We start from the raw sequence: 26071 nt of genomic DNA, 5'->3' as shown, positions 1-26071 counted from the left end.
GAACTAGTTAACTAGTACGCAAGTTCACATGAAGGGGTATCACGATGAAAATGCACTTTATCACTCTGCACAGCTGGTGGCGCACCTCCTGATAACGGGCGGCGTGATCGCGTTTTGCATTCAGCATACAGATACCCGGCCCGCCAATGAGCGGGCTTTTTATTGGACAAAAATAATACGAACAGGCGAGAACAATAATGCAAACATCCAAACCGGCACTCGAGCTTCTCACCAGCGACGCCATCTACCGGGAGAACCCGACGGCGTTATTCCACCAACTGTGCGGCGCCCGTCCGGCCACGCTGCTGCTGGAATCGGCTGACATCGACAGCAAAGATGACTTAAAAAGCCTGCTGCTGGTGGACAGCGCGCTGCGCATCACCGCTCTCGGTGACACTGTCACCATTCAGGCCCTCTCCGCCAACGGCGCCGCGCTGCTGGAGCTGCTGGACGGCGCGCTGCCCTCCGGGATCGCCAATCAGCGCCAGCCCAACGGCCGGATCCTGACCTTCCCGGCGGTCAGTTCCCTGCTCGATGAAGACGCCCGCCTCTGCTCGCTGTCAGTGTTTGACGCCTTCCGTCTCCTGCAGGAGCTGGTGACCGTCCCTGCCAACGAGCGTGAAGCGATGTTCTTTGGCGGCCTGTTCGCCTATGACCTGGTGGCCGGCTTTGAAGATCTGCCGCCCCTGCAGAGCGACACCGCCTGCCCGGACTACTGCTTCTATCTGGCGGAGACCCTGCTGGTCATCGACCATCAGACCAAGCATACCCGCATCCAGGCGAGCCTGTTCACGCCGCTGGAGAGTGAAAAACAGCGCCTGGAGCAGCGCCTGAGCCAGCTGCGCCAGCAGCTGAACGAGCCACCGCTGCCGCTGCCGGTCACTACCGTGGCCGAAATGCGCTGCGACGTTGACCAGAGCGATGAAGAGTACGGCGCGGTGGTGCGCAAAATGCAGCGCGCGATCCGCGCCGGGGAAATCTTCCAGGTGGTCCCTTCCCGCCGCTTCTCGCTTCCCTGCCCGTCGCCGCTGGCCGCGTATGATGTGCTGAAGAAGAGCAACCCCAGCCCGTATATGTTCTTTATGCAGGACAACGATTTCACCCTGTTCGGCGCCTCGCCGGAAAGCTCGCTGAAGTACGATGCCGTCAGCCGTCAGATTGAGATCTACCCCATCGCCGGCACCCGGCCGCGCGGCCGCCGCGCCGACGGTTCGCTGGATCGCGATCTCGACAGCCGTATCGAACTGGAAATGCGTACCGATCACAAAGAGCTTTCCGAGCACCTGATGCTGGTGGACCTGGCGCGCAACGATCTGGCCCGCATCTGTACCCCGGGCAGCCGCTATGTCGCCGATTTAACCAAGGTTGACCGTTACTCCTTCGTGATGCATCTGGTCTCCCGGGTGGTGGGTGAACTGCGTCAGGATCTCGATGTGCTGCACGCTTACCGCGCCTGCATGAACATGGGCACTCTCAGCGGCGCGCCGAAGGTTCGCGCCATGCAGCTGATTGCCGCCGCCGAAGGTAAACGACGCGGCAGCTACGGCGGCGCGGTGGGCTATTTCACTGCCCACGGCGACCTCGACACCTGCATCGTCATCCGTTCCGCCTACGTGCAGGAGGGTATCGCTACCGTCCAGGCCGGAGCCGGCATTGTGCTCGACTCGGTTCCCCAGTCGGAAGCGGATGAGACCCGAAATAAAGCCCGCGCGGTGCTGCGCGCCATTGCCCAGGCCCATCACGCGAAGGAGATTTTCTGATGGCTGACATTCTGCTGCTCGATAATATCGATTCTTTCACCTATAACCTGGCAGACCAGCTGCGCGCCAACGGCCATAACGTGGTGATTTACCGTAACTCCGTTCCGGCGCAGGCGCTGATTGAGCGTCTGGGCACCATGGACAATCCGGTGCTGATGCTCTCCCCTGGCCCGGGTACGCCAAGCGAAGCCGGCTGCATGCCGGAATTGCTGACCCGCATGCGGGGCAAGCTGCCGATCATCGGCATCTGCCTCGGCCACCAGGCCATTGTCGAAGCCTACGGCGGCTATGTCGGCCAGGCGGGCGAGATCCTTCACGGTAAAGCCTCCAGCATTGAGCACGACGGCCAGGCGATGTTTGCCGGTCTGGCTAACCCGCTGCCGGTGGCGCGCTACCACTCGCTGGTCGGCAGCAATATTCCCGCCGGGCTGACGATTAACGCCAATTTCAATGGCATGGTGATGGCGGTGCGTCACGATGCGGATCGGGTGTGCGGCTTCCAGTTCCACCCGGAATCGATCCTCACCACCCAGGGCGCGCGACTGCTGGAGCAGACCCTGGCCTGGGCGCTGCAGAAGCTGGAGCATACCAACACCCTCCAGCCGATCCTTGAGAAGCTGTACCAGGCGGAAACCCTGAGCCAGCAGGAGAGCCACCAGCTGTTCTCCGCCGTCGTGCGCGGCGAAGTGAAGCCTGAACAGCTGGCCGCCGCGCTGGTCAGTATGAAAGTGCGCGGCGAGCAGCCGCAGGAAATTGCCGGCGCCGCCACCGCGCTGCTGGAAAACGCCGCGCCGTTCCCGCGCCCGGACTACCTGTTTGCCGACATCGTCGGCACCGGTGGCGACGGCAGCAACAGCATTAATATCTCCACCGCCAGCGCGTTTGTCGCCGCTGCCTGTGGATTGAAAGTGGCGAAGCACGGCAACCGCAGCGTTTCCAGTAAATCAGGCTCTTCTGACCTGCTGGCGGCCTTCGGCATTAATCTCGATATGAACGCCGATAAATCCCGCGCGGCGCTCGATGAGCTGGGCGTCTGCTTCCTGTTCGCGCCGAAGTACCACACCGGTTTCCGCCACGCGATGCCGGTCCGTCAGCAGCTGAAGACCCGTACTCTGTTTAACGTGCTGGGCCCGCTGATCAACCCGGCGCATCCACCGCTGGCGCTGATTGGCGTCTACAGCCCGGAACTGGTGTTGCCGATTGCGGAAACCTTGCGCGTACTCGGTTATCAGCGCGCTGCCGTGGTGCACAGCGGCGGGATGGATGAAGTCTCGCTGCATGCGCCCACGGTGGTCGCCGAGCTGCATAACGGGGAAATTAAAAGCTATCAGCTGACCGCCGACGATTTCGGCCTGACGCCTTACCATCAGGCGCAGCTGGCGGGCGGCACGCCGGAAGAAAACCGTGACATTCTGACGCGCTTGCTACAAGGTAAAGGTGAAGCCGCTCACGAAGCCGCCGTCGCCGCCAACGTCGCCATGTTGATGCGTTTACACGGGCATGAAGATCTGAAAGCTAACGCTCAGCAGGTACTGGATGTGCTGCACAGCGGCGCGGCCTATGACAGAGTGACCGCCTTAGCGGCAAGAGGGTAAAGAATGCAGACCGTTTTAGCAAAAATCGTTGCCGACAAAGCGATTTGGGTGGAAGCCCGCAAACAACAACAACCTTTAGCCAGTTTTCAGAATGAGGTCGTCCCGACGCAGCGCAATTTCTATGACGCGCTGGCCGGCACCCGCACCGCGTTTATTCTCGAGTGCAAAAAGGCTTCGCCGTCGAAGGGGTTGATTCGCGAAGATTTCGATCCGGCGGCGATCGCCAGCATCTACAAACACTACGCCTCGGCGATCTCGGTGCTGTGTGATGAGAAATATTTCCAGGGCAGCTTCGATTTTCTGCCGATCGTCAGCAAGGTCGCGCCGCAGCCGATCCTGTGTAAGGACTTCACCATCGACCCTTACCAGATCTACCTGGCGCGCTACTATCAGGCCGACGCCTGCCTGCTGATGCTGTCGGTGCTCGACGATGAACAGTATCGTCAGCTCTCGGCGGTGGCTCACAGCCTGAATATGGGCGTGCTCACAGAAGTCAGCAATGATGAGGAGCTGGAGCGCGCCATCGCCCTGAAGGCGAAGGTGGTGGGCATCAACAACCGCGACCTGCGCGATATGTCGATTGACCTCAACCGCACCCGTCAGCTGGCGGCGCGTCTCGGCCCGGATGTCACGGTGATCAGCGAATCCGGCATCCATACCTATGCCGAAGTGCGTGAGCTGAGCCACTTCGCCAATGGCTTCCTGATCGGCTCCGCCCTGATGGAGCAGGCGGATCTGGAAGCGGCGGTCAAGCGCGTGCTGCTCGGCGAGAACAAAGTGTGCGGCCTGACGCGCCCGCAGGATGCGCAGGTGGCCTGGGAGTCTGGCGCCATCTACGGTGGGCTGATCTTCGTCCCGACCTCGCCGCGGGCGGTAAATGACGCCCAGGCTAAAGCGGTGATCGCCGCCGCGCCGCTGCAGTACGTCGGCGTCTTCCGCAATGCGCCGCTGGATGAGGTGGTCGCCCGCGCCCAGGCCCTGGAGCTGGCCGCCGTACAGCTGCACGGTGATGAAGACCAGGCCTATATCGACGCGCTGCGCGACGCCCTCGCGGATAGCGTCCGCATCTGGAAAGCGCTGAGCGTTGGCGAAACCTTGCCGTCCCGTACACTCCGCCATGTCGATAAGTATCTGCTCGACAACGGCCAGGGCGGCAGCGGCCAGCGTTTTGACTGGAGCCTGCTGCAGGGCCAGGACCTGCGTAACGTTATGCTGGCTGGCGGCCTCGGCGCCGATAACTGTGTGGAAGCGGCCAAAAGCGGCTGTGCCGGACTCGATTTCAATTCAGGCGTAGAGTCGCAACCCGGGATTAAAGACGCCAGCAAGCTGGCCTCCGTATTCCAGACGCTGCGCGCATATTAAGGAGCAATAATGAGCACTTTACTGAACCCCTACTTCGGCGAATTCGGCGGCATGTATGTGCCGCAGATCCTGATGCCCGCCCTGCGCCAGCTGGAAGAGGCCTTTGTCAGCGCGCAGAAGGACCCGGCCTTTCAGGCGGAATTCACCGACCTGCTGAAAAACTACGCCGGTCGTCCGACGGCCCTGACCAAATGCCGGAACCTGACCGAAGGGACCCGCACTACCCTGTACCTGAAACGCGAAGATCTGCTGCACGGCGGCGCGCACAAAACCAACCAGGTGCTGGGCCAGGCTCTGCTGGCCAAACGGATGGGCAAAACCGAAATTATCGCCGAGACCGGCGCCGGTCAGCACGGCGTCGCCTCAGCGCTGGCCAGCGCCCTGCTCGGTCTGAAATGCCGTATCTACATGGGCGCCAAGGACGTCGAGCGCCAGTCGCCGAACGTCTTCCGTATGCGCCTGATGGGCGCCGAGGTGATCCCGGTGCACAGCGGCTCCGCCACGCTGAAAGATGCCTGTAACGAGGCGCTGCGCGACTGGTCCGGTAGCTACGAGAAGGCGCACTATATGCTGGGCACCGCCGCCGGTCCGCACCCGTTCCCGACCATCGTGCGTGAATTCCAGCGCATGATCGGCGAAGAGACCAAAGCGCAGATCCTCGAAAAAGAGGGCCGTCTGCCGGACGCGGTGATCGCCTGCGTCGGCGGCGGGTCAAACGCCATCGGCATGTTCGCTGATTTTATCGAGGAAACCCGCGTCGGCCTGATCGGCGTGGAGCCTGCCGGGCACGGTATCGAAAGCGGGGAGCACGGCGCGCCGCTGAAGCATGGTCGTGTGGGGATCTACTTCGGGATGAAGTCGCCGATGATGCAAACCGCCGACGGCCAGATCGAGGAATCTTACTCCATTTCCGCCGGGCTGGACTTCCCGTCCGTTGGGCCGCAGCACGCGTTTCTTAACAGCACCGGGCGCGCCGACTATGTGTCGATCACCGATGACGAAGCGCTGGAGGCGTTTAAAGCGCTCTCCCGCCACGAAGGGATCATCCCGGCGCTGGAGTCCTCTCACGCTCTGGCCCATGCGCTGAAAATGATGCGCGAGAACCCGGAAAAAGAGCAGCTGCTGGTGGTTAACCTCTCCGGCCGCGGCGATAAAGACATTTTCACCGTACACGACATCCTGAAAGCGCGAGGGGAAATCTGATGGAACGCTATGAGACGCTATTTGCCCAACTGAAAAACCGCCAGGAAGGCGCTTTCGTCCCCTTTGTCACCCTTGGCGATCCGGGACCGGAGCAGTCGCTGAAAATTATCGATGCGCTGATCGAAGGCGGCGCCGATGCCCTTGAGCTGGGGATCCCCTTCTCCGACCCGCTGGCGGACGGCCCGACCATCCAGGGCGCGGCCCTGCGCGCCTTCGCCGCGGGGGTAACCCCGGCGCAGTGCTTTGAGATGCTGGCGGCGATCCGCCAGAAGCATCCAACGATCCCAATCGGCCTGCTGATGTACGCGAACCTCGTCTTCAGCCCGGGTATCGATGAGTTCTATGCCCAGTGCGCCCGCGTCGGCGTCGACTCGGTGCTGGTAGCCGACGTGCCGGTGGAAGAGTCCGCCCCGTTCCGCCAGGCGGCGATGCGCCATAACATCGCGCCAATTTTCATTTGCCCGCCCAATGCGGATGACGATTTACTGCGCCAGATTGCCTCTTATGGTCGCGGCTACACCTATCTGCTGTCGCGCGCCGGGGTGACGGGTGCGGAAAATCGCGCTGCGCTGCCGCTGCACCATCTGGTGGAGAAGCTGGCGGAATATCACGCTGCGCCGCCGCTGCAGGGCTTTGGCATCTCCGCGCCGGAGCAGGTGAGCGCCGCCATTGACGCCGGGGCCGCCGGGGCGATCTCCGGTTCCGCCATCGTCAAAATCATCGAACGTCATCTTGATGAGCCGCAAACCATGCTCGACGAGCTGAAAGCCTTCGTCCAGAGCCTGAAGGCGGCGACCAAAACCGCCTGACCGTCAGCCGCCTGGCATCGCGCCAGGCGGCGATTTCCTCGCGTTAGCTCCCCCTCCACGTCATCTTGCACGCCTGCACATCAGACTGAACGATGATCGACACCTTGACGCCAGGCGATGCGCTTTAACGTGGAAATTGATGGCGGGCGGATACCGAAGATTTGCACCATGTTGAAAGTAAAAATATCGCTCTCCCTGGTACAGGAGAGCGATAGGTCAGGCAATCAATATTGCCCGAATATCATTGACGTTGGTTAACGTTGGGCCGGTCATTACCAGGTCATCGAGCGCATGAAAATAGCTATAGCTATCGTGTGCATCAAGATAACTAGCCGCATTTAGACCACCCATTTTGCCGCGTGTTAGCGTGTCCGGGAATACCAGCGCACCTGCTGCATCTTCCGTTCCGTCGATACCATCACTGTCGCCGGCGATTGCCCATATACCGCTTTCTCCCTGCAACGCACAGGCCAGACTGAGCGCAAATTCAGTATTACGACCACCCTTCCCGTGCTGACCCTGACTTACCGTCACGGTGGTTTCGCCACCCGACAACAGCACTGCCGGACCGGAAACCGGATGACCATATTGCTTCACGGATTTAGCAATCCCGGCCATAACAATGGCCACTTCACGACTTTCGCCTTCTAACGCATCGCCGAGAATAAGCGGCGTCAGTCCGTGTCTGCACGCAACCAGCGCGGCAGCCTGCAAAGCCCGCTGCGGCGTGGCAATGAGTTTTACTTCGCTGTTCGCTGTGCTTTCAACCGGGCCTGCCGGCTGGCTTAGCAGTTTATGAACAGGTTCCGGGGTCTGAATACCGTAGCGCTGAAGCACCCGAAGCGCATCAAGCGGCGTACTGTCATCGGCGACAGTAGGACCTGATGCCACATCTGCCGGGTTATCCCCCGGCACATCGCTGATAATCAGTGACACAATACGGGCCGGTTGCGCCATTCTTGCCAGCTTGCCGCCTTTCACCGCGGAGAGATGACGACGTACCAGATTCATCTCTTTGATATTGGCACCGCTGTGCAGTAGCGCGCGCGTAATGGCCTGCTTATCTTTCAATGTTAATCCTGGTGCGGGCAGCGCCATCAACGCCGACCCGCCACCGGAAATGAGCGCCAGCACCAGGTCATCAGAGGTCAATCCGCGCAGCGCTTCCACAATCAGCATGGCGGCAACTTCGCTCATCGAATCCGATACCGGATGAGCAGCCTCGATAATCCGGATGCGACCAGCAGGCACCGCGTAACCGTAACGCGTCACCACCACGCCAGACACATCCACATCCGGCCAGGCTGCATCCACAGCCGCTGCCATTGCCGCCGAGGCTTTACCGGCACCGATTACCACGCAGCGGCCACGCGGTTTTTCCGGCAGGTTAGACAGGATCGCAGGCCCGGCTCGGGCGCTGTCGACAGCATGCTGAAAAATATCCTGCAGGATCTCTGCAGGCTGTTCATTTATCATGGTTATACGGTCTCGGCGATATTTGCTCTGGCTTCGATAAATTCCACTACAGCGCGGGTGACGTCCGCGGTACTGGCCGTTCCACCGACATCTGGCGTCAGAATGCCTTTCTCACAAACATATTCGATACTTTCCATAATCATCGCCGCGGCGTTACGCTCTCCCAGATGTTCAAGCATCTGTACCGCAGTCCAGAAGGTTGCTATCGGGTTAGCAATGCCTTTGCCGGTGATATCAAAAGCTGAACCATGGATAGGTTCGAACATGGAAGGGAAGCGGCGTTCCGGATCAATATTGGCGGTCGGCGCTACGCCCAGACTGCCCGCCAGCGCGCCGGCCAGATCGGAAAGGATATCGGCATGCAAATTGGTGGCAACGATGGTATCCAGGGTCTGGGGATGCAGCGTCATGCGGTGCGTCATCGCATCGACCAGCATCTTGTCCCACTGCACATCCGGGAATTCCTGCGCCACCTCGGCGGCAATCTCATCCCACATCACCATTCCGTGGCGCTGGGCGTTGGATTTAGTCACCACGGTCAGCAGTTTACGTGGACGAGACTGCGCCAGTCTGAAGGCATAGCGCATAATGCGAGTAACCCCGACGCGGGTGAAGATGGCCACCTCGGTGCCGACTTCTTCCGGTAAGCCACGGTGTGCACGACCGCCGTTACCGGAATACTCACCTTCGGAGTTTTCGCGCACAATCACCCAGTCAAGATCCCCGGGCCCGCGGTTGCGCAGCGGTGAGGTGACACCCGGCAGGATTTTGGTTGGACGCACGTTGGCGTACTGGTCAAACCCCTGGCAAATTGGCAGGCGCAGACCCCAGAGTGTGATGTGGTCAGGGACATCCGGTGCGCCCACCGCGCCGAAGTAAATGGCATCAAATTTTTTTAGTGTATTCAGCCCTTCTTCCGGCATCATCACGCCATGTTTTTTGTAATAGTCCGACCCCCAGTCAAAGGTCTCCACATCAAACTTCAGCTGCGGATCGTGGCGTGTCAGTGCATGCAGCACTTCAACACCTGCCGAGATGACTTCAGGACCAATACCGTCGGCAGGTATGGCGGCAATTTTATAGTTACGCATAGTAAATTCTCCGGTTAATGAGTATGAGGATGAGTGAGTTCTGCCGTTTGCGGTTTACCCGCCCTGGCAGAAAGGATCAGGACAATGAGGGCCGAAATAGCCAGCAGTCCGGCGACAAAGTACAGGCCCCAGGTGTAGCTACCGGTCTGCTCGCGGATCACCCCAATCATCATCGGGCCGACAAAGCCGCCCAGATTGCCGATGGAGTTAATCGTGGCAATACCCGCGGCCGCAGCCGGGCCGCTGAGGAACACGGTAGGCATACTCCAGAGGGGCGGTTTCGAGGCGCTGATGCCTGCGGTGACCAGGGTTAAGGCAACAATCACGGTAAACAGTGTGCTGACGTTACCGGCGTAAATCAGACCGGCTGCTGCCAGCAGGCAGGCACCAATCACATGCCAGCTGCGCTCTCTGGTGCGGTCAGAATGCCGCGCCCACAGGATCATGGCGATGACGCCGATGACCGCCGGGAAGGCGTTGAGGAAGCCAATCTCCAGTGAGGTAGCACCGAAGCTGCGGATGATTTGCGGGGACCAGATGCCAAGTGTGTACAAGCCGGCAGAAGTACCGAAATAGACCAGCGCCAGAGCCAGTACCCGCTTATCCGCCAGTCCTTTCCATGCGCTGCTGTGGTTCTGTTTTGCCGCCCGGGCCAGCTCCTCGGCCTGCATGGTGTTTTCCAGCCATGCACGCTCTTCGTCAGTCAGCCATTTGGCTTTGGCCGGACGATCGGTAAGAAAGAACAGAACCACAACGCCGAGTATCAGCGCTGGCAAGGCTTCCAGCACAAACATCCACTGCCAGCCGGCGTAGCCGAGAAAGCCATGCATCTCCAGCAGGGCGGCAGAAACAGGCGATCCCAATGCTGTAGAGAGCGGGGCTGCGGCCATAAAGATGGCGGTAACCTGCGCGCGTCTGGCTGCCGGGAACCAATAACTGAGATAAAGGATAATTCCTGGGAAGAAACCGGCTTCCGCTACACCGAGTAGAAAACGCAGAATGTAGAAGCTCGTCGTACCCTGCACAAAAGCCATGCAGCCAGAGACCAGGCCCCAGGTGATCATGACGCGGGCAATCCAGATGCGGGCACCTACTTTATGGAGAATTAAGTTTGACGGCACCTCAAACAGAAAGTACCCCAGGAAGAAGATGCCGGCGCCCAGCCCAAAAACGGTAGGTGAAAAACCCAGATCCTGATTCATGGTCAGGGCGGCAAAGCCAATGTTGACACGGTCGAGGAAGGCAATGAAGTACAGCAGCATGATGAAAGGAATAATGCGCAGGGTAACCTTGCGCATCACCTTCTTTTCGAGGTCGTTTTTCATGACGGATGCTCCATAGTGATGTAGGGTTGTTATCGTTTTGTAATAAACCCAGTATGAAGTTTTGAACCGCTTTATCATCGGCATGGCTTTATATAAATAATTTGCATAATCAGGTTTTGGTGAAAAAATGGATATAAATCAGCTACGTTGCTTTGTGGTATTGGGTGATGAGCTTCACTTCGGCCGTGCTGCCCGTAAACTTGAAATGATGCCTGCGTCACTGAGTCGCTTCATCAAACTGCTGGAAGATGATTTGGGGATAAGACTACTGAATCGATCGACCCGCAATGTGTCGCTAACGCCTGAAGGTGCCGCCTTTTTAAATGAGGCCAAAACGGTCATTGCTGATTTCGATGCGCTACGGCAGCGATTCCGTAAAAATAGCCTGCTGCAGAAAAGGACGTTGCGGATCGGAGCTATCGATAGCGCAGCCAAAGGATTACTTCCTGAACTGCTTAATCTTTTCGTCAGGCGTTTTCCGGAGGCAGACATTCATCTTACGGAAGATAAATCTCATAAACTTATCCCCCGACTCATTTCAGGATGGCTGGATGTGGTCTTTGTACGTCCGCCGGAACATATTGATGCCACGCTGACAACACGTTTTATCGCCAATGAAACCTGCGTGCTCGCCGTGCCCGCTAACCACCGCCTGGTCAGTTATGACGAAGTCAGTATCGATGACTTCCGACACGAGCCGGTTATCGTGCCGGAAAGAGGCACCCGGCGTCACAGCCATGACCTGACAATGAATATTTTCAAGGAGGGTGGCAGCATGCCTGTCATCGCGCAGTATGCCGAAGAGAAGCAGACTATCCTGAGTTTTGTTGCCGCTGGACTGGGCATCGCTCTGGTGCCTGCGTCATATAAAGATATGAATGCGGACGGCGTGAAATACCTTAAGCTCGCGCCCAAAAAACATATCGAAGGCCTTCCCCTCAGCGCGATGTGGCATCAGGGAAATAACACTATCTATTTGCGATCCCTACTGGAGATACTTTCCGACAACATCGACGAGCTGACCCGTGATTTGTGACGGAAAAAGATGATTGTTGCGCCGGGGCGGCAACACGCGAGAATTTAGTTCGGTTGCTTACAGGCGAGCCCCTGGGCTTCCAGTTTCTTCACCTGGCGACTGACGGTGGTGTTATCGCGCCCTAAATGATCCGCCAGCTCCCCCCCACCGGGCCATGGCGCCCTACCGCCACCAGCAGCGGAAACAGCATCTGTTCCAGCTGGACGCCGGCCGCCTGGAGGATCTGCTCATCGCGCACTGGCTGGTTCATCACGCTGATGATATCCAGCAGCGCACGGTCTTTACCCTTGGATAAAAATCGCTTCCGCACAAAAGATGGGGTTGATATCTTAAATGAGAAATATTATCTTTCTCATTACTGAATAGTTGAGTAAATAACTCAGGTATTCAGTACGACATTGCTCACATTGCTTCCAGTATTTTTGCCCGCACTTGTGCGGGCTTTTTTTTACTCACAACACACCTCACGCACCAGCTGCCGCAGCCGGCGGTCAAGCCGCAGGGGCTGCTGGGTGTGATGTCCTCCGGCCAGGGCAGTCTGACGAACAATCTCGGCGGCCAGCGGGAGCTCTACCGCGTAAGTAAAGCCGCGCTGAATATGTTCATGCGCAGCTTCGCCGCTCGCCCCACCTCGGCCTGCCACCCGCTGGTAGTGATGGCTCCGGGATGGATCCGCACCGAGCTCGGCGGGGCCGACGCCCCCTGACCATCGAAGAGACCATCCCATGCCTGGTGAACGTCCTGCTCGACAAGCAGCGGCGCCCGGGACTGGAGTATCTGAATTACCAGGGCCGCACGGTGCCCTGGTAAGCCCGCCGGGACGCCTGCCTCCGGGCGTCCTCCGGCGCCCGCCCGGCGTCATTGACCCAGGGTCACCACGCTATGTACCGCTTTGTCCCGCCACCTTTGCCGAGCTAACTCGCCTTTTTTGTTCAAAATTTATGAAATTTGTAAACGAGGGTGAAGAAATCAGTTTAAACGTCAACTTTTCTGTGTAAATATTAAGGCGAATGATAACTATTCTTTTTATCATTTATAGAGTCACGCCGGGTCAGCGCAAGCCAGACGACGAATAACGTCGCTTTTGCGCGGCGTGATATGTGCTCATAACAAAAAATAAGCCTGCATTTATCATGGAAAAAAACGCTTCTCTGCCGTTTGGCAGTTTCAACTCATTGGCATTGTTTACGGGTCTGTGTCTGGGGGCCGCGCCGGCAACCGGCATGGCAGCGGAAAAATCAGTCAAAAATAATGAAGAGACGCTGGTGGTGGAAGCCGCCCCGCCTTCGCTTTATTCTCCCGGAGCCTCCGCCGATCCCAAGTTCAATAAACCACTGGTGGATACCACTCGCACCATCACCGTGATCCCCGAACAGGTCATTAAAGATCAGGGCGTCACCAACCTGACTGACGCCCTCAAAAACGTCCCCGGCGTCGGGGCGTTTTACGCCGGGGAGAATGGCAGCTCAACCACCGGGGACGCCATCTTTATGCGCGGCGTGGACACCTCCAACAGTATTTATGTCGACGGCATTCGCGATATCGGCAGCGTGACGCGGGATACCTTCAATACCCAGCAGGTGGAAGTCATCAAAGGGCCCGCCGGCACGGACTATGGCCGCAGCGCCCCTTCCGGCTCGATCAATATGATCAGCAAGCAGCCGCGCCTTGACTCCGGGATCGACGGATCCGCCAGCATCGGCAGCGCCTGGTCGCGTCGGGGTACCCTTGACCTTAACCAGGCCTTCGGCGACAACGCCGCGTTTCGCCTCAACCTGATGGGCGAAAAAACCCACGACGCCGGCCGGGATAAGATTGAGAACGAGCGCTACGGCATCGCCCCGTCCCTGGCCTTCGGCCTCGATACGCCCACCCGTCTGTATCTGAACTATCTCCACGTCCGGCAGAATAACACCCCGGATGGCGGGATCCCCACCGTCGGCCTGCCGGGCTATTCGGCGCCTTCGCCGAAATATGCCGCCCTCAATTCCGCCGGTAAGGTCGATACCAGCAATTTCTATGGCACCGACTCCGATTACGATAAATCCACCACCGACAGCGGCACCCTGCGCTTTGAACACGATCTGACGGACAATACCACCGTGCGCAATACCACCCGCTGGTCGCGTGTGAAGCAGGAGTATCTCCTGACCGCGGTGATGGGCGGCGCGAGCAATATCACCGCCCCCGACATCAATGACGTCAATACCTGGAGCTGGTCACGTCTGGTTAATACCAAAGATGTCAGCAACCGCATTCTGACCAACCAGACCAATATCACTTCGACCTTCAATACCGGTTCGATAGGCCATGACGTCAGTGCCGGCGTGGAGTTTACCCGGGAAAACCAGACTAACTATGGCGTCAACGCCCTGACCGCTCCGGCGGTGAATCTCTATCATCCGGTGAGCAGCCTGTCGATTGGCGGGCTGGACAGAAACGGGGCGAACGCCAACGGCCAGACCGATACCTTCGGTATCTATGCCTTTGATACGCTGGCGCTGACCGATCGGGTTGAGGTCAACGGTGGGCTGCGTCTCGACAGTTACCATACCAAATATGACAGCGCCACCGCCTGCGGCGGCAGCGGACGCGGGGCTGTCGCCTGCCCGCCAGGACAGTCGACCGGCAGCCCGGTCACCACTGTCGATACCGCTAAATCCGGTAACCTGGTTAACTGGAAGGCCGGGGCGCTGTATCGCTTAACCGAGCAGGGCAATATCTACGTCAACTATGCCATCTCGCAGCAACCGCCGGGGGGCAGCAGCTTCGCGCTGGCTGCCAGCGGTAGCGGCAACAGCGCCAACCGGACCGACTTTAAACCGCAGAAAGCGAAATCCAGCGAACTGGGCACCAAGTGGCAGATCCTCGACAAGCGCCTGCTGCTCAGCGCGGCGTTATTCCGCACCGATATTGAAAACGAAGTGGCCGCCAACGATGACGGAACCTGGTCGCAGTACGGCAAAAAGCGCGTGGAAGGCTATGAGCTCTCCGCAACCGGGAACCTGACCCCGGACTGGACAATCATCGCCGGCTACACCCAGCAGCATGCCACGGTGACAGAGGGTCAGAATGTGGCGCAGGATGGCTCTTCCGCGCTGGCCTACACCCCGAAACATGCCTTTACGCTGTGGACGCAGTATCAGGCCACCAGCGATCTGTCCGTCGGCGGCGGCGTGCGCTATGTCGGAAGCCTGCGCCGGGGCAGCGATGGCGCGGTGGGTACCCCGGATCACACCGAGGGCTATTGGGTCGCCGACGCCAAACTGGGCTATCGGGTCAACAGCAATCTCGATCTGCAGCTCAATATGTACAACCTGTTTGATACCGATTACGTGGCTTCCATCAACAAGAGCGGCTATCGCTATCATCCGGGCGAACCCCGTACCTTTATGTTGACGGCGAACGTCCATTTCTGAGTCTGTACGTGGGGCCATCGCGCCCCACCTTTTTGAGAGAACACCGCAATGATGTATCACATTCCTGACGTGCTGACGGCGGACCAGGTGGCTGAATATGGCCGCCTGCTGGCGCAGGCCGAATGGGTTGACGGGCGGGTTACCGTCGGCAGCCAGGGGGCGACCGTCAAACAAAACCAGCAGATTGATACCCGCACGCCGCTGTATGCCCGTCTGCAGGCCGCCGTACTCGATGCGCTGCGCGGCCATCCGCAGTTTTTTTCCGCCGCGCTGCCGCGGACAATTTCCGCGCCGTTGTTTAATCGCTACGGGCCGGGAGAGACCTACGGTTTTCATGTCGATGGCGCGGTGCGCCAGAACGGCGAGGCGGGCTGGATGCGGACCGACCTCTCGGCGACGCTGTTCCTCTGCGAGCCGGAAAGCTATGAAGGGGGCGAACTGGTGATTGAAGATACCTATGGCCAGCACCGGGTGAAGCTCCCGGCCGGACATCTGGTGCTCTATCCCGCCAGTAGCCTGCACTGCGTCACCCCGGTCACCGGCGGGGTTCGCCAGGCCTCTTTCCTGTGGATCCAGTCGATGGTCCGCGACGATAAGCAGCGCGCGATGCTCTACGACCTGGACCGCACGATCCAGTCTCTCAAAACCCGCTTTGGCGACGGGGAAGAGGTCCTCTCCCTGCTCAATATGTATCACAACCTGCTGCGCCAGTGGACTGAAGTGTGATCCGCAGGCGAAGGTTTATCGCAGGGAGGGGTGAGGAGGCAACAGACTGGCCGTCCGCTGGCCAGTTTGCAGCAGGCGTTAGAACCGATAGCCTGCGGAGAACATAAACACCCACGGATCCAGGCGGGTGCTGACTTTCTGGTCCACGCCGTTGGCTTTGAATTTCACATCGGTATCGATATCCATGTACCACACTGACATATTCAGCAGCCAGTCACGGTTAATCAGGTAATCGAGGCCGACCTGCCCTGCCGCGCCCCAGGAGTCCTTCAGGCTCAGATCGGAAAGCCCGGCCGCCTTGCCGGTATCGTTAAAGTCTTCATTAAAGAAGGTGGTGTAGTTAATCCCCGCCCCCACGTACGGACGCACCTTGCTTTGCGCATCGCCAAAGTACCACTGCGCCATCAGGGTGGGTGGCAACTGATGCACGGTAGCGATGGTGCCGGTTGGCCCGGTACCAACCTTATGGCGGAACGGCGTAGCCGCCAGCAGTTCCACGCCGATGTTATCGGTCGCCATATAGGTAAAGGTTAAACCCAGCTGAGTATTGTTACTGACGTTGAAACTGCCCAGACTGCCCAGCACATTGTCAGAGCCTTCCGTCGGTCGGACGGTGGCGGTCCCGGCACGAATGAAAAATTCACCCGCTTCATGCGCCCAGACGCTGCCGGTAGTAAGAGTGTTTAGAATCAATGCCGCCGCTGCTAACTTCTTCATATCCACTTCCTCATTATGGTTTTTCAGCGCGGCCAAATATACCTATAACGAGTTACTTTTGATCTGTTTTAGATCACACTAAAACCTTAGATTTAACATTTATTGATCCAGATTAATTTTTGATACCGATCGCAATACGCTAAATCCTTCGCACATCAATTTTCACTTTTCGCAAAAAAAATTATTTCTGCCCCTCTTGCCGCCGCTGAGGCGGCTGGATAAGTTAACTGCCGACAATCTGTGTTGATGCGTTTTTTTCAGGTGTAATTATGAGTGAAATCAACCCGTGCATGACGTGCGGTGCCTGTTGTGCGTATTTTCGAGTCTCTTTCTACTGGGCGGAAGCCGACGACGCGGGCGGCCTGGTGCCCGCCGCGCTGACCGAGCCGCTGACCCCCTTCCTGCGCTGTATGAGCGGCACTAATCAACGTCAGAGCCGCTGTGCGGCGCTATCGGGCGAGATCGGCGACGCCGTCCACTGCACTATCTATGAAAACCGTCCTTCGCCATGTCGCGAATTCGCCATGTCCGGGGAAAACGGCGAGGAAAACGACGCCTGCAACCGGGCGCGAGCGCGCTATGGGCTGCCGCCATTGCGGCCTCTTTACAAAGATATACCTGCCCTGACCGGCGCAGAGAGTGCTACGACGGAAGGATTTGCGGTACAATCGCCGGCTAGTTAACACCTGCGACACTCAAGGAGAATGCATGTCTATCACGGCGAAGTCCGTCTACCGTGACACCGGGAATTTTTTTCGTAATCAGTTCATTACCATTTTGCTGATTGCGCTGTTGTGCGCGTTCATTACGGTAGTACTTGGCCATGCCTTTTCACCCAGCGACGAGCAGCTGTCGATACTCAGCGAAGGCGACAACCTCGCCGGTAGCGCAGGCCTGTTCGAACTGGTGCAGAATATGACGCCGGAGCAGCAGCAGGTTCTGCTGCGCGCCTCGGCGGCATCAACCTTCTCGGGTCTGGTGGGCAATGCGATCCTCGCCGGCGGCGTCCTGCTGCTTATCCAGCTGGTCTCTGCCGGTCATCGTGTCAGCGCCCTGCGCGCCATCGGCGCCTCGGCGCCGGTGCTGCCAAAGCTGCTGCTGCTGATCCTCTTCACCACTTTCCTGGTGCAGATGGGGATGATGTTAGTGCTGGTGCCCGGCGTCCTGTTGGCCATTGTGCTGGCCTTTGCGCCGATCATGCTGGTGCAGGACAAAATGGGCATCCTCGGCGCCATGCGCAGCAGCATGCGCCTGGCGTGGGCCAATCTGCGGCTGGTGGCGCCGGCCATTATCGGTTGGCTGGTGGCGAAAACCCTGCTGCTGCTGTTCGCTTCCAGCTTTGCCGCCCTGACGCCAAACGTCGGCGCGGTGGTGATTAATACCCTCAGCAACCTGATTTCCGCCCTGTTGCTGATCTATTTATTCCGCGTGTATATGCTTATCCGTAGCTAATTTTAACCTGGACCGGGGAATTTCCCGGTCCGTCCTGACAGACGGGATCGATGTATGAAGCAGTTTCTGGATTTTTTACCGCTGGTGGTCTTCTTCGCCTTCTATAAGCTTTACGATATCTACGCCGCCACCACGGCGCTGATTGTGGCGACCGCCATCGTGCTGATCTACAGCTGGGTGCGCTACCGTAAAATCGAAAAAATGGCGCTGATCACCTTCGTGCTGGTGGCCGTCTTCGGTGGATTAACCCTCTTCTTCCACAATGATGAGTTCATTAAATGGAAGGTGACGGTGATCTATGCGCTGTTCGCCGGCGCGCTGCTGTTCAGCCAGTGGGTGATGAAAAAGCCGCTTATCCAGCGCATGCTGGGTAAAGAGCTGACCCTGCCGCAGCAGGTCTGGTCGCGCCTTAACCTGGCCTGGGCGGCGTTTTTTATCCTCTGCGGACTGGCTAATATCTATATCGCCTTCTGGTTGCCGCAGAATATCTGGGTTAACTTTAAGGTCTTCGGTTTAACTGCCCTCACGCTGGTCTTTACCTTGCTGAGCGGGATCTACATCTACCGTCATATGCCGCAGGACGACCACCACTAACGCCTCCACCGGCGCGCCACCCGCGCGCCGCGCTCGCCCCGGGTACCCTTGCTGCGCTGGCCAACCGTCCCTGCCACCACCACCTCCGCGCGTAACCTGACAGCTTCCCGGCCCCACAGCGCAGGCTCCCTTCACGATTTCAATCGGCAGCGTAAAAAATTGCGCTAATTATGAGGATTTTATGGAGATTCATTTCGTTACATTGTAATGATAATTGTTATCATTAATATTCTCGATCTCATTTTTAATTGTTTTGAAAAGGATATTTACATGAGATCGCCGCAATATTATGTCCCCACGACCCTGGCGCTGGTCATATCCAGTCTCCTTGCCCCTAACGCCTTTGCAGAAGAGTCAGAACAAGATACCGAAACAATGATTGTGCGCAGTACGGCGGAAGAGGCGCTCAAGCAACAGCCCGGGGTGTCGATTATCACGGCAGATGATATTGCAAAACAGCCACCGGTCAACGATCTCTCAGACATCATCCGTAAAATGCCCGGGGTGAATTTGACCGGCAACAGCGCCAGCGGTAGTCGGGGCAACAACCGCCAGATTGATATCCGCGGCATGGGGCCGGAGAACACCCTGATCCTGATAGATGGGGTACCGGCCACGTCACGTAACTCGGTTCGCTATAGCTGGCGCGGCGAACGCGATACCCGGGGCGACAGCAACTGGGTCCCTGCCGAGATGGTCGAGCGAATTGAAGTCCTCCGCGGCCCGGCAGCCGCGCGTTATGGTTCCGGTGCGGCCGGCGGAGTGGTCAACATTATTACCAAACGCCCGACCAACAACTGGCACGGTTCCCTGTCTTTTTTTACCAATCAGCCGGAAAACAACAAGGAAGGCACGACTAATCGCGCTAACTTCAATCTCAGCGGCCCACTGGCCGGCGAAGCGCTGACAATGCGCCTGTATGGCAATATCAATAAAACGGAACCCGACGCCTGGGATATTAACCATGCGCAAAACGGCTCCTACGCTGCGGGACGCGAAGGGGTACGCAATAAAGATATTAACGCCCTGCTGTCATGGAAAATGACCCCGCAACAAATTCTCGATTTCAGCTACGCCTATAGCCGTCAGGGGAATATCTATGCCGGTGATACCCAGTACAGCAACGGCAATCTTAGCCCGAACGGGCTGGTGGATTCCCTGTACGGCCACGAAACGAATCGCCTCTATCGCCAGTCCTGGGGATTGACCTACAACGGTCTTTGGGATTGGGGCCAGTCCAAAGCGGGGGTTTACTACGAGAAAACCAACAATACCCGCCTGCAGGAAGGCTCCACCGGCCGCGTCGAAGGCATGATCAACAGTGAGGATTATGCCACCAGCCGACTGGAATCCTGGCGTACTACCTCCGAATTCAATGTGCCTTTCTTCTGGCTGGCGGATCAGACGCTGACGCTGGGCATGGAATGGAACCATGATCAGCTCGACGACCCGGCATCGATGCAGGCCACTAACAGCAATGGGGAGACTATCCCTGGGACCTCCGGCGACCCTGCGCAACGTCGTACCAAAAACAGCGCCACCCTCACCGGTATCTATCTGGAGGATAATATCGAAGCCGTGCCCGGCACCAACCTGATCCCCGGCATTCGTTTCGATTATCATAATCAGTTTGGCAGCAACTGGAGCCCAAGCCTCAATTTGTCTCAGGCGCTGGGCGATATGTTCACGCTGAAGGCCGGTATCGCGCGGGTGTTTAAAGCGCCTAACCTCTATCAATCCAGTGAAGGCTATCTGCTCTCCACCCGCGGCAACGGTTGTCCAAACACTATCGCCGAAGGCAGCTGCTATCTGCTGGGCAACCCTGACCTCGACCCGGAAATCAGTATTAACAAAGAGATCGGTATCGAATTTAACCTTAATGGCTACGCTGCCGGGGTCACCTGGTTCCGCAACGATTACAAAAACAAAATCGTCTCCGGAACCGAGGTGCTGGGCTATACCTCCAGCGGCAATAATATCCTGCAATGGCAGAACGGCGGCAAAGCAGTAGTCGAGGGGCTGGAAGGCAATATGCTGATCCCGGTGCTGGCTGATATCCTAAGCTGGCGGACCAATGCCACCTGGATGTTCAAATCTGAAAGTAAAGAGACAGGCAACCCGCTGTCGGTTATCCCGAAATATACCGTTAACACGATGCTCGACTGGCAGGTAAACGACGCCCTGTCTGCGAATGTCAACTGGACGCTTTATGGCCGTCAGAAGCCGCGTCAGTATGCAGAGATCCGCAACGAAACCGGAACCCTTGCTACCACCGAGGTTGGCGCCTATTCCATCGTGGGGATCGGCACCCAGTATCAGCTCAACCGGGATATTCGCCTGAATGCCGGCATAAGTAACCTCTTTGATAAGCAACTGTATCGCGAAAATGCCGGCGCCTCGACCTACAATGAGCCTGGACGCGCGTATTACGCCGGAGTGACCCTCTCTTTCTGAACCACTGCGCCCGCCTCCGCGGGCGCCAGCCCTATTCTCTCTACGCCGTTTTCATAGTAGCATCCCGCTGATCGTCTTTGACCACAACAGAGTAGAGCATGACAACAACAGATCTCGCCCCGAAGGGCGAAATGGTTTTACGCACCCTGGCAATGCCGGCAGATACCAATGCCAACGGGGACATTTTTGGCGGCTGGCTGATGTCGCAGATGGATATCGGCGGCGCCATTATGGCCAAAGAGATCGCCCAGGGTCGCGTGGTGACCGTGCGCGTGGATGGGATGACCTTTTTACGCCCGGTGGCCGTAGGCGACGTGGTGTGCTGCTATGCCCGCTGCGTGAAGCGCGGCAATACCTCAGTGACCATTAACATCGAAGTGTGGGTGAAAAAAGTCTCTTCAGAACCGATTGGCCAGCGCTACAAGGCGACGGAAGCGCTGTTTATCTACGTTGCCGTCGATAATCAGGGTAAACCCCGCCCTCTGCCAGCGGAATAAGATGGCGCCCGGCTAACCGGGCACCTGGCTTAGAGAAAGCCCAGCAGCGAGAAGAAGAAGTAGCCGATAACAATCACCATCACCGGCAGCACGTACAGCGGGAAATACTGCACCAGGATCGTATGTCGCGGCACCACAATGCGTTCGGCGAGCTGCTCGCGAGTTAACCCTTCCGCGCCTTTCGCCTGCTCGAGGATCAGCTGATCCTCAATCCCCTCGCGGAGAAATTTCGCCTGCCGCGCCATCCGCGCGCCGGAGGCCTGCAGCGCCATGCCGACGAACACCAGAATGAAGATAATCCAGAAGCCGATGTTCAGGCTATGGTGAAAATCCGGCAGCGGTGAGTTGTACCAGAAAAAGTTCAGGAACGGCGTGTTAAAGCGCATCATCTCAATCATGACGTGCGCAAAATCCATCATTACCGCGTCAATGCCGGGTTTCTTTTCACTGTGCTCATACATAAATTTGAGGACAGAAATCAGCGTCGACAGCACGGCGGGAATAAAGATGACCCATCCCAAAATACGTTTGATGACCGCAATGCGTCCAGCTTGTTGGTACGTCATGAGTTCCCCTTGTTAAAGACGCGTTAGTGGTTCGCCTGCCGCCCGTTGCGTGGCGCAGGCGCCCCTCGCTTACCCGAATGTGTCGGGTATAAGTCTATCTTCCACGGCGAATTTCGCCCAATAACGCGCGGTATGATATACCATGAATGCCGATTCGTTTATCTGATTACGCAACAGGAGAAGGACATATGTCAGCGAAGCGCCGCATTGAGGCTGCGATTTTTGATATGGACGGGTTGCTGATTGACTCTGAGCCGCTTTGGGATCAGGCGGAGGTCGAGGTCATGGAGAGCCTGGGGGTGGATACCCGCCGCCGCGATGAACTGCCCGACCTGCTGGGTCTGCGAATCGACCTGGTGGTGGATCTGTGGTACGCGCAGCAGCCGTGGCGCGGCGTTGACCGCGCAGAAGCCACCGCGCGCATTATCCGTCGCGCCATCGAACTGGTGGAAGCCTCACGTCCGCTGCTGCCGGGGGTGCGCGAGGCGGTGGCCCTGTGCAAAGCCCAGGGGTTGAAGGTAGGGCTGGCCTCAGCCTCGCCGCTGGTGATGCTGGAGAAAGTGCTCAATATGTTCGAGCTGCGCGACCAGTTTGATGCCCTCGCCTCGGCGGAGCATCTGCCCTGGAGCAAACCGCACCCGCAGGTGTATCTCAACTGCGCCGCCGCCCTCGGGGTCGACCCACAGCGCTGTGTCGCGCTGGAGGACTCGGTCAACGGCATGATCGCCAGCAAAGCTGCGCGCATGCGCGCTATCGTCGTGCCGGAAGCAGAGAACAGCCGCGACCCGCGCTTCGTGCTGGCGGACGTCAAGCTGCCGTCACTGCAGGCCCTGACCGTCGAGGCGCTGCTCGGGTAAGACCGCTGGCGGGTGACGCGATCGCCGCCACCCGCCAGCAAAGAAAATCAAAACATCGTTTCATTTTAATTGTAATTTTGTTTTCCTACCTCTATGCTGGGTACAGGTGGCGTTATCGTACGCCTGAAGATCAGCACACAGAGGTGAATATGGTACTGAACGCCTTCGACCTGACGGGTAAGGTCGCCATCGTGACCGGTTGCGATACCGGCCTGGGACAGGGAATGACGCTGGGCCTGGCGCAGGCCGGATGCGATATCGTCGGCATCAACCGCAAAATTCCCCACGACACGGCCGCGCAGGTTCAGGCGCTGGGCCGCCGCTTTCATGCCATTCAGGCGGATCTCAGCCAACAGGATGATATGACCGTTTTGGTCGACCAGGCGATGGCGGCGATGGGCCGGGTCGATATTCTGGTCAACAACGCCGGGATTATCCGCCGCCATGATGCCCTGACCTTCACGGAAAGTGACTGGGATGCGGTGATCGATCTGAATCTGAAAGCAGTTTTTTTCCTCTGCCAGGCGGTCGCCAGGCAGTTCATTCGCCAGGGTGAAGGCGGGAAAATCGTTAACATCGCCTCGATGCTCTCGTTTCAGGGCGGGATCCGCGTCCCCTCCTATACCGCCTCGAAAAGCGGCGTGCTGGGGCTGACCCGCCTGCTGGCTAACGAATGGGCTGGTCAGGGTATCAACGTCAACGCCATTGCGCCCGGGTATATGGCCACCAATAACACCCAGGCGCTGCGCGAAGATGAGGAGCGCAACCAGGCAATCCTTGAGCGTATCCCCGCCGGTCGCTGGGGTGTGCCAGATGACCTGCAGGGGCCGGTGGTGTTTCTCGCCTCGTCCGCCGCCGATTATATTCACGGCTATACCCTGGCCGTCGACGGCGGATGGCTGGCGCGCTGAGAATTTGTGACAAAGAGTTACACCGTCACCTCTTCCGTGCACTGTATAAAAACCCTATACTGTATGAATCGACAGTTTAGGGTGTGTTATCATGACGGCGGAAGGCCATCTCTTCTTTTCAATCGCCTGCGCAGTATTTGCCAAAAACGCAGAGTTAACGCCGGTGCTGGCGCAGGGCGACTGGTGGCATATTGTGCCCTCCGCGGTCTTGACCTGCCTGCTGCCGGACATCGATCACCCAAAGTCGTTTCTTGGCCAGCGGCTGAGCTGGATCTCAAAGCCCGTGGCGCGGGCCTTTGGCCACCGCGGCTTCACCCACAGCCTGCTGGCGGTGTTTGGCGCGCTGACGCTATTCTACCTCAAGGTGCCTGACAGCTGGATTGTCCCGGCGGACGCCCTCCAGGGCCTGGTGCTGGGCTATCTCAGCCACATCCTTGCCGATATGCTCACCCCAGCCGGGGTGCCGCTGCTGTGGCCCTGCCGCTGGCGCTTTCGGCTACCGATCCTTGCGCCGCGCAAAGGCAACCAGCTGGAGCGCGCATTATGCATGGCGCTGTTCATCTATGCCGTCTGGATGCCGCAGACGCTGGCGGACAACACCGCGATACGCTGGTCTTCCGGGGTGATTAATTCCCTGCAGATCACCTTCAATCGCTTCATAAGTCACCAGAGTGGGCGATAAACCGGCAGAAAACACCTTTTGGTTATAACCCATTCCATTTGAATATAAGTCCTTGATAACGCCTTCTGCTAACCTTGCGGTCATAAGAGCTGGTTATCCACCAGCCCGGGTTATAAAAATATCAGGAGAACGGGGATGAACTTTCCATTAATAGCGAACGTAGTCGTGTTCGCCGTATTGTTGTTTGCGCTGGGGCAAACGCGCCATAAACAGTGGAGCCTGGCCAGGAAGGTCCTGGTCGGCCTGGCGATTGGCGTGATCTTCGGTCTGGCGCTACAGCTGATCTACGGGTCTGACAGCCAGGTGCTGAAGGATTCCATCCAGTGGTTTAATATCGTCGGCAACGGTTATGTCCAGCTGCTGCAAATGATCGTTATGCCGCTGGTCTTCGCGTCAATCCTTAGCGCGGTCGCCCGCCTGCACAATGCCTCGCAGCTGGGGAAAATCAGCTTCCTGAGCATCGGGACTCTGTTGTTCACCACCCTGATCGCCGCTCTGGTTGGCGTGCTGGTGACTAACATGTTCGGCCTCACCGCCGAGGGACTGGTCCAGGGCAGCGCGGAGACCGCTCGTCTGAACGCCATTCAGAGCAACTATGTGGGTAAAGTGGCCGATCTCAGCGTCCCGCAGCTGATCCTCTCCTTTGTGCCGAAGAACCCGTTTGCTGACCTGACCGGGGCTAACCCGACCTCGATCATCAGCATCGTCATTTTCTCGGCGTTCCTCGGCGTCGCAGCCCTGAAGCTGCTGAAAGAGGATGTGGAAAAAGGCCAGCGCGTCCTGACCGCCATTGATACCCTGCAGGGCTGGGTGATGAAGCTGGTTCGTCTGGTGATGCAGCTGACCCCTTACGGCGTTCTGGCGCTGATGACCAAAGTGGTTGCCGGGTCGAATCTGCAGGATATCATCAAGCTTGGCGGCTTCGTGGTGGCCTCGTACATCGCGCTGGGCATCATGTTTATCGTCCACGGCCTGCTGCTGGCGATTAACGGCGTCAGCCCGCTGAAGTATTTCCGTAAAGTCTGGCCGGTGATCACCTTCGCCTTCACCAGCCGCTCCAGCGCCGCCTCCATTCCGCTGAACGTGGAAGCGCAGACCCGTCGTCTCGGCGTACCGGAGTCGATTGCCAGCTTCTCCGCCTCCTTTGGCGCCACCATTGGTCAGAACGGCTGCGCCGGTATCTACCCGGCCATGCTGGCGGTGATGGTCGCACCGACCGTAGGCATCAACCCGCTGGATCCGATGTGGATTGCCACCCTCGTGGGCATCGTCACCGTCAGCTCGGCGGGCGTCGCCGGAGTGGGCGGCGGGGCCACCTTCGCCGCGCTGATCGTCCTGCCGGCGATGGGCCTGCCGGTGACCCTCGTGGCGCTGCTGATCTCCGTCGAGCCGCTGATCGATATGGGACGTACCGCGCTGAACGTTAACGGCTCCATGACCGCCGGGACGCTGACCAGCCAGTGGCTGCGCCAGACCGACAAGTCGATTTTCGATAGCGAAGAAGAAGCCGAACTGGCGCATCGCTAAACGGTAAGCACA

At 58.3% G+C, this 26071-nt stretch carries 22 protein-coding genes, 2 pseudogenes and 1 other annotated feature; of the genes and pseudogenes, 18 read left to right on the top strand and 6 right to left on the bottom strand.

The features are described 5' to 3' along the window. Window positions 1–68: 68 nt before the first annotated feature. Window positions 69–164 (top strand) — a sequence feature (Trp leader region). A gap of 33 nt (window positions 165–197) precedes the next feature. The 5 genes from ABLV64_RS08320 to trpA are packed head-to-tail and all read left to right on the top strand — an operon-like array spanning window position 198 to window position 6729. Continuing rightward, window positions 198–1760, top strand: coding sequence for an anthranilate synthase component 1 (locus ABLV64_RS08320; RefSeq protein WP_023289326.1), 1563 nt, complete (start codon window positions 198–200; stop codon window positions 1758–1760). Next, window positions 1760–3355 (top strand): bifunctional anthranilate synthase glutamate amidotransferase component TrpG/anthranilate phosphoribosyltransferase TrpD, encoded by a 1596-nt coding sequence (trpD, locus tag ABLV64_RS08315; RefSeq protein WP_004148109.1) that lies wholly within the window; start codon window positions 1760–1762, stop codon window positions 3353–3355. Before ABLV64_RS08320 ends, trpD begins: the two co-directional genes overlap by 1 nt. Before the next feature lie 3 nt (window positions 3356–3358). Further along, window positions 3359–4717, top strand: coding sequence for a bifunctional indole-3-glycerol-phosphate synthase TrpC/phosphoribosylanthranilate isomerase TrpF (gene trpCF / locus ABLV64_RS08310; protein ID WP_004203862.1), 1359 nt, complete (start codon window positions 3359–3361; stop codon window positions 4715–4717). A 9-nt stretch (window positions 4718–4726) separates the two neighbouring features. Next, window positions 4727–5920, top strand: coding sequence for a tryptophan synthase subunit beta (gene trpB, locus ABLV64_RS08305; protein ID WP_004203860.1), 1194 nt, complete (start codon window positions 4727–4729; stop codon window positions 5918–5920). Then, window positions 5920–6729, top strand: a complete 810-nt coding sequence (gene trpA, locus ABLV64_RS08300; protein WP_004203859.1) for a tryptophan synthase subunit alpha — start codon at window positions 5920–5922, stop codon at window positions 6727–6729. Before trpB ends, trpA begins: the two co-directional genes overlap by 1 nt. A gap of 216 nt (window positions 6730–6945) precedes the next feature. Here the strand turns inward: trpA and ABLV64_RS08295 are convergent, their stop codons facing one another. The 3 genes from ABLV64_RS08295 to ABLV64_RS08285 are packed head-to-tail and all read right to left on the bottom strand — an operon-like array spanning window position 6946 to window position 10621. Continuing rightward, entirely contained in the window at window positions 6946–8205 is a 1260-nt protein-coding gene (locus ABLV64_RS08295) for a glycerate kinase (protein ID WP_032455868.1), read from the bottom strand. A 2-nt stretch (window positions 8206–8207) separates the two neighbouring features. After that, a complete protein-coding gene (locus ABLV64_RS08290; protein WP_004203857.1) occupies window positions 8208–9296 on the bottom strand; it encodes a tartrate dehydrogenase in 1089 nt (362 codons plus the stop codon). Window positions 9297–9310: 14 nt separating this feature from the next. Continuing rightward, the gene (locus tag ABLV64_RS08285; RefSeq protein ID WP_004203856.1) at window positions 9311–10621 is read right to left on the bottom strand and encodes an MFS transporter; all 1311 of its coding nucleotides are present in this window, start codon (window positions 10619–10621) and stop codon (window positions 9311–9313) included. 127 nt (window positions 10622–10748) lie between these two features. Between ABLV64_RS08285 and ABLV64_RS08280 the strand changes: the two genes are divergently transcribed. Continuing rightward, window positions 10749–11657: a LysR family transcriptional regulator gene (locus ABLV64_RS08280; protein ID WP_004203855.1), complete on the top strand. Its 909-nt coding sequence runs from the start codon at window positions 10749–10751 to the stop codon at window positions 11655–11657. Window positions 11658–11704: 47 nt separating this feature from the next. On the opposite strand, the pseudogene ABLV64_RS08275 reads toward ABLV64_RS08280, so the two are convergent. Then, window positions 11705–11967: pseudogene (locus tag ABLV64_RS08275) on the bottom strand (helix-turn-helix domain-containing protein); the annotation flags it as partial. 162 nt (window positions 11968–12129) lie between these two features. Here ABLV64_RS08275 and ABLV64_RS08270 point away from each other — a divergent pair. From ABLV64_RS08270 to ybiX, 3 genes and pseudogenes are all read left to right on the top strand, one after another. Beyond that, window positions 12130–12467: pseudogene (locus ABLV64_RS08270) on the top strand (short-chain dehydrogenase); the annotation flags it as partial. A 323-nt stretch (window positions 12468–12790) separates the two neighbouring features. Continuing rightward, complete coding sequence (locus ABLV64_RS08265) at window positions 12791–15076, top strand: catecholate siderophore receptor Fiu (protein WP_017898670.1); 2286 nt, start codon at window positions 12791–12793, stop codon at window positions 15074–15076. 48 nt (window positions 15077–15124) lie between these two features. After that, window positions 15125–15802: a PKHD-type hydroxylase YbiX gene (ybiX, locus tag ABLV64_RS08260; RefSeq protein ID WP_048294545.1), complete on the top strand. Its 678-nt coding sequence runs from the start codon at window positions 15125–15127 to the stop codon at window positions 15800–15802. A gap of 78 nt (window positions 15803–15880) precedes the next feature. Here the strand turns inward: ybiX and ompW are convergent, their stop codons facing one another. Next, the gene (gene ompW / locus ABLV64_RS08255; RefSeq protein ID WP_126065708.1) at window positions 15881–16519 is read right to left on the bottom strand and encodes an outer membrane protein OmpW; all 639 of its coding nucleotides are present in this window, start codon (window positions 16517–16519) and stop codon (window positions 15881–15883) included. 269 nt (window positions 16520–16788) lie between these two features. Between ompW and ABLV64_RS08250 the strand changes: the two genes are divergently transcribed. The 5 genes from ABLV64_RS08250 (at window position 16789) to yciA (ending at window position 21516) form a co-directional block, all read left to right on the top strand. Next, entirely contained in the window at window positions 16789–17202 is a 414-nt protein-coding gene (locus ABLV64_RS08250; RefSeq protein ID WP_004203847.1) for a YkgJ family cysteine cluster protein, read from the top strand. A gap of 25 nt (window positions 17203–17227) precedes the next feature. Then, window positions 17228–17971 carry a YciC family protein gene (locus ABLV64_RS08245; protein WP_004203845.1) on the top strand — a complete coding sequence of 248 codons (744 nt, stop codon included), beginning with the start codon at window positions 17228–17230 and terminating at the stop codon, window positions 17969–17971. A gap of 54 nt (window positions 17972–18025) precedes the next feature. Beyond that, on the top strand, window positions 18026–18565 hold the full coding sequence (locus ABLV64_RS08240; protein WP_004203842.1) for a septation protein A: 540 nt from the start codon (window positions 18026–18028) through the stop codon (window positions 18563–18565). Between the two features lie 270 nt (window positions 18566–18835). Next, a complete protein-coding gene (locus ABLV64_RS08235; RefSeq protein ID WP_064183128.1) occupies window positions 18836–21019 on the top strand; it encodes a TonB-dependent siderophore receptor in 2184 nt (727 codons plus the stop codon). Between the two features lie 98 nt (window positions 21020–21117). Then, on the top strand, window positions 21118–21516 hold the full coding sequence (yciA, locus tag ABLV64_RS08230) for an acyl-CoA thioester hydrolase YciA (protein ID WP_002901629.1): 399 nt from the start codon (window positions 21118–21120) through the stop codon (window positions 21514–21516). A 29-nt stretch (window positions 21517–21545) separates the two neighbouring features. On the opposite strand, the gene ABLV64_RS08225 is transcribed toward yciA, so the two are convergent. Next, window positions 21546–22082, bottom strand: coding sequence for a YniB family protein (locus ABLV64_RS08225; RefSeq protein WP_004203839.1), 537 nt, complete (start codon window positions 22080–22082; stop codon window positions 21546–21548). 188 nt (window positions 22083–22270) lie between these two features. On the opposite strand from ABLV64_RS08225, the gene hxpB reads away from it, so the two are divergent. The 4 genes from hxpB to ABLV64_RS08205 all read left to right on the top strand — a co-directional run bounded on the left by hxpB (window position 22271) and on the right by ABLV64_RS08205 (window position 26059). Beyond that, entirely contained in the window at window positions 22271–22939 is a 669-nt protein-coding gene (gene hxpB / locus ABLV64_RS08220; RefSeq protein ID WP_017898668.1) for a hexitol phosphatase HxpB, read from the top strand. A gap of 149 nt (window positions 22940–23088) precedes the next feature. Beyond that, window positions 23089–23850 (top strand): 2-dehydro-3-deoxy-D-gluconate 5-dehydrogenase KduD, encoded by a 762-nt coding sequence (gene kduD / locus ABLV64_RS08215; RefSeq protein WP_049093157.1) that lies wholly within the window; start codon window positions 23089–23091, stop codon window positions 23848–23850. Between the two features lie 91 nt (window positions 23851–23941). Further along, entirely contained in the window at window positions 23942–24532 is a 591-nt protein-coding gene (locus tag ABLV64_RS08210) for a metal-dependent hydrolase (RefSeq protein ID WP_004203834.1), read from the top strand. 135 nt (window positions 24533–24667) lie between these two features. Beyond that, window positions 24668–26059: an L-cystine transporter gene (locus ABLV64_RS08205; protein WP_017898666.1), complete on the top strand. Its 1392-nt coding sequence runs from the start codon at window positions 24668–24670 to the stop codon at window positions 26057–26059. Window positions 26060–26071 lie beyond the last annotated feature (12 nt).

The sequence above is a fragment of the Klebsiella sp. JB_Kp031 genome, assembly GCF_040064295.1.
In the GTDB taxonomy this organism is placed as follows: domain Bacteria; phylum Pseudomonadota; class Gammaproteobacteria; order Enterobacterales; family Enterobacteriaceae; genus Klebsiella; species Klebsiella quasipneumoniae.
Note: the sequence above shows the minus strand (reverse complement) of the source record. Positions and strands in the feature narration are given on the sequence as shown.